Below are 3,651 nucleotides of genomic sequence, written 5' to 3'. Positions count from 1 at the left end.
GTCCCAGCCCTGGCGGATGCCGGCCTCGATCGCGACCTTCACCTTGGCGTTGCCGATGATCTCCTTGCGGTAGTCATCGCTCTGCTGGTCGAACAGCTCGAAACAGGGCACCGAGACGACGCGGGTGGGATGGCCGTGCTTTTCGAGCAGGTCGCGCGCGCCGAGCGCGATCTCGACCTCGGAGCCGGTGGCGAAGATCGTCACCACGGCCTCGCCGTTTGCCGCGGCGAGCTCATAGGCGCCCTGGCTGGAGAGGTTCTTCGCCGAATGCTCGGTGCGCACGGTCGGCAGGTTCTGGCGGGTCAGCGCCAGGGTCGACGGCGTCTTTTCGGATTCCAGCGCGATTTGCCAACATTCGGCGGTTTCGACCGCGTCGGCCGGACGGAAGACATTGTGGTTCGGGATGGCGCGCAATGCCGCCAGATGCTCGACCGGCTGGTGGGTCGGGCCGTCCTCGCCGAGGCCGATCGAGTCATGCGTCATGACGAAGATGGAGCGGATGCCCATCAGCGAGGCCAGGCGCATCGAAGGACGGGCATAGTCCGAGAAGCACATGAACGTGCCGCCATAGGCGATCAGGCCGCCATGCAGCGTGAGGCCGTTGATCGCCGCCGCCATGCCGTGCTCGCGGATGCCGTAATGGACATAGCGCTGGCCGTAATCGTCCGGCGTGATGTTCTTGGTCTGGCTGGTCTTGGTGTTGTTGGAGCCGGTGAGGTCGGCCGAGCCGCCGATGGTCTCCGGCACCGCGCCGTTGATGACTTCCAGCGCCATTTCGGAGGATTTGCGAGTGGCGACCTTCGGTTTGTCGGCCGAGAGCTTCTTCTTGTAATCGGCGATGACGGCGTCGAAGTTGGACGGCAGCTTGCCGGCGATCCGGCGCTCGAACTCGGCCTTGAGCTTCGGCTCGGCCTTGGCGAGGCGGCCTTCCCAGTCGGCGCGCGCCTTGGCGCCGCCGGCGCCGACGGCGCGCCAGGCGTCGAGGATGTCGGCCGGAATCTCGAAGGGCGGCGACTCCCAGTTGAAGAATTTGCGGGCGCCGGCGATTTCCTCGGCGCCGAGCGGCGAGCCATGCGCCTTGTTGGTGCCGGCCTTGGTCGGGGCGCCGAAGCCGATGGTGGTCTTGCAGGCGATCATCGTCGGCTTGTCGGAATGGCGCGCCGCCTCGATGGCATAGGCGATCGCTTCCGGATCGGTGCCGTCGATATGGCTGGCGTTCCAGCCGGAGGCCTGGAAGCGGGCGACCTGGTCGGTGTTGTCGGCCAGTGAGACCGGGCCGTCGATCGAGATGTTGTTGTTGTCCCAGAAGACGATCAGCTTGTTGAGCTTCAGATGGCCGGCCAGCGCGATGGCTTCCTGGGAGACGCCTTCCATCAGGCAGCCGTCGCCGGCCAGCACATAGGTGTAGTGGTTGACGAGATCATTGCCGAAGGCGGCGTTCATGATGCGCTCGCCGAGCGCGAAGCCGACCGAATTGGCAAGGCCCTGGCCGAGCGGACCGGTGGTGGTCTCGATGCCGGCGGCATGGCCGTATTCGGGATGGCCGGCGGTCTTGGAGCCGAGCTGGCGGAAGTTCTTGATCTGGTCGATCGTCATGTCCTCGTAGCCGGTGAGGTAGAGGAGCGAATAGAGCAGCATCGAGCCGTGGCCGGCCGACAGGATGAAGCGGTCGCGGTCGGCCCAGTGCGGGGCCTTGGCGTCGAATTTCAGGAAACGGCTGAACAGCACGGTGGCGATGTCGGCGCAGCCCATCGGCAGGCCGGGGTGACCGGAGTTCGCCTTCTCGACGGCGTCCATGGAAAGGAAACGGATCGCGTTGGCCATCCGATCATGTTGTTCACGCGACGTCATGCTTCCTCCGGAAGTGGGTTGGAGCCTGGGGAGAGCCCTTGGAAAAGGATGCCGCGACACATAGCAGGCGCGGCCTTTTAGTCAACAAATCGGGACGGATTTTGCCGGGCTTGTGATGGCATCGAGCGCCTTACATTAGCGATAGCGGGGGACAGTCGCGAGAGCTTTGTTGACGCGCCCTTCACCCGGCGCCTAATCTTTCCGAGGTAACGCGTTCTGAATGCGCGCGATTCGGTGATGGGCAGGGCATAGGACGAAGGCCATGACCGGGGAAACGACCCTCAAGGAAGTCATCGCCAGGCTGGGCAAGGCCATGGAAGGGCTGGAAAACGCCGTGGCGGCGAAGCTCGAGCACGAGCGTGATTATTCGGAAGCCGAGGCAGAGGTGCAGCGCATGAACGCCGACCGTTCGCGCCTGGCGCAGGAGCTCGACAATTCCGAAGCGCGCGCCGAGCGTCTGGAAGACGCCAACAAGGAAGTGTCGCGGCGGCTGGTGACCGCCATGGAAACCATCCGCGCGGTTCTGGACAGGTAGGGCAATGGCACAGGTCACGGTTTCCATCGACGGCAAGCAGTATCGCATGGCCTGCGACGAGGGCCAGGAAGAGCACCTGATCGACCTTGCCGAGCGCTTCGACCGCTATGTCTCGCATCTGAAGGATTCGTTCGGCGAAATCGGCGACCAGCGGCTTACCGTCATGGCCGGCATCATGGTGATGGACGAGCTGTCCGAGCTCACCAAGCGCGTCAAGGGCATGGAGAGCGAAGTGCTGACCTTGCGCAAGACGCGCGATGAGGCGCTGACCAAGGCCGACAAGAGCGACAGCGTGCTGACAACCGCGCTCGGCGCGCTCGCGCAGCGCATGGAAGATCTCGCGGTGACGCTCGCGGTAAAGAAGGCCTGAGCGGCTCCGATACCCGTTCCGACGGAAAATCCTACCGCGAATTGCCGGCGGTCACGCAAAAAATTCGCCTCGCGCAGGCCATGACCATCATCGCGAGCGTTTAATCGGCGTCGCGATGGTGCTACGCTTTTGCAGCCGGCAACGGCCAGCCGCAGGCCGGCTACGGTTTTCAAAGAGGGTAGGGACAGGTCATGAGTCTTCGTATCAACGATGTCGCGCCGGATTTCACGGCCGAGACCACGCAGGGCACCATCAAGTTCCACGACTGGATCGGCGACGGCTGGGCGGTGCTGTTCAGCCATCCGAAGAATTTCACGCCGGTCTGCACGACCGAGCTCGGCACCATGGCGGGTCTCGAGGACGATTTCAAAAAGCGCAACGTCAAGATCATCGGCATCTCGGTCGATCCGGTGTCGAGCCACGAGAAGTGGCAGGCCGACATTAAGACCGCCACCGGTCATACGGTGCACTATCCGCTGATCGGCGACAAAGACCTTCACGTCGCCAAGCTCTATGAAATGCTGCCGGCGGGCGCCGGCGAGAGCTCGGAAGGCCGCACGCCGGCCGACAACGCCACCGTGCGCTCGGTCTATGTCATCGGCCCCGACAAGAAGATCAAGCTGGTGCTGACCTATCCGATGACCACGGGGCGCAACTTCGACGAGATCCTGCGCGTCATCGATTCCATCCAGTTGACCGCTAAGCACCAGGTGGCGACGCCGGCCAACTGGAAGCAGGGCGACGACGTGATCATCACCGCCGCCGTCTCCAACGAGGATGCGGTCAAGCGTTTTGGGGCGTATGAAACGGTGCTGCCTTATCTCAGGAAGACCAAGCAGCCGACGGCATGATTTTTCCTTCTCCCCGTTCACGTGGCGAAGGTGCCCGAAGGGCG

4 protein-coding genes are annotated in these 3,651 nt (G+C 63.7%); 3 read left to right on the top strand and 1 reads right to left on the bottom strand.

From position 1 onward, the window contains the following. The coding region (tkt, locus tag EOA27_RS27250; RefSeq protein ID WP_127257710.1) for a transketolase at window positions 1-1,851 on the bottom strand (1,851 nt) is incomplete at its 3' end. A gap of 262 nt (window positions 1,852-2,113) precedes the next feature. Between tkt and EOA27_RS27245 the strand changes: the two genes are divergently transcribed. From EOA27_RS27245 to EOA27_RS27235, 3 genes are all read left to right on the top strand, one after another. Next, the gene (locus EOA27_RS27245; RefSeq protein ID WP_023763725.1) at window positions 2,114-2,386 is read left to right on the top strand and encodes a DUF4164 domain-containing protein; all 273 of its coding nucleotides are present in this window, start codon (window positions 2,114-2,116) and stop codon (window positions 2,384-2,386) included. Window positions 2,387-2,390: 4 nt separating this feature from the next. Continuing rightward, the gene (locus EOA27_RS27240) at window positions 2,391-2,756 is read left to right on the top strand and encodes a cell division protein ZapA (protein ID WP_042641578.1); all 366 of its coding nucleotides are present in this window, start codon (window positions 2,391-2,393) and stop codon (window positions 2,754-2,756) included. Window positions 2,757-2,947: 191 nt separating this feature from the next. After that, the gene (locus tag EOA27_RS27235; protein WP_126080835.1) at window positions 2,948-3,607 is read left to right on the top strand and encodes a peroxiredoxin; all 660 of its coding nucleotides are present in this window, start codon (window positions 2,948-2,950) and stop codon (window positions 3,605-3,607) included. Window positions 3,608-3,651: the final 44 nt, after the last annotated feature.

It is taken from the genome of Mesorhizobium sp. M2A.F.Ca.ET.037.01.1.1 (genome assembly GCF_003998075.1).
Lineage (GTDB): Bacteria > Pseudomonadota > Alphaproteobacteria > Rhizobiales > Rhizobiaceae > Mesorhizobium.
This window is presented reverse-complemented; position numbering and strand designations above follow the sequence as displayed.

Bases quoted from the DNA above. Each gene is read 5' to 3' on its own strand.
- EOA27_RS27240 (WP_042641578.1), top strand. From the start codon at position 2,391: ATGGCACAGGTCACGGTTTCCATCGACGGCAAGCAGTATCGCATGGCC.
- EOA27_RS27235 (WP_126080835.1), top strand. From the start codon at position 2,948: ATGAGTCTTCGTATCAACGATGTCGCGCCGGATTTCACGGCCGAGACC.
- EOA27_RS27245 (WP_023763725.1), top strand. From the start codon at position 2,114: ATGACCGGGGAAACGACCCTCAAGGAAGTCATCGCCAGGCTGGGCAAG.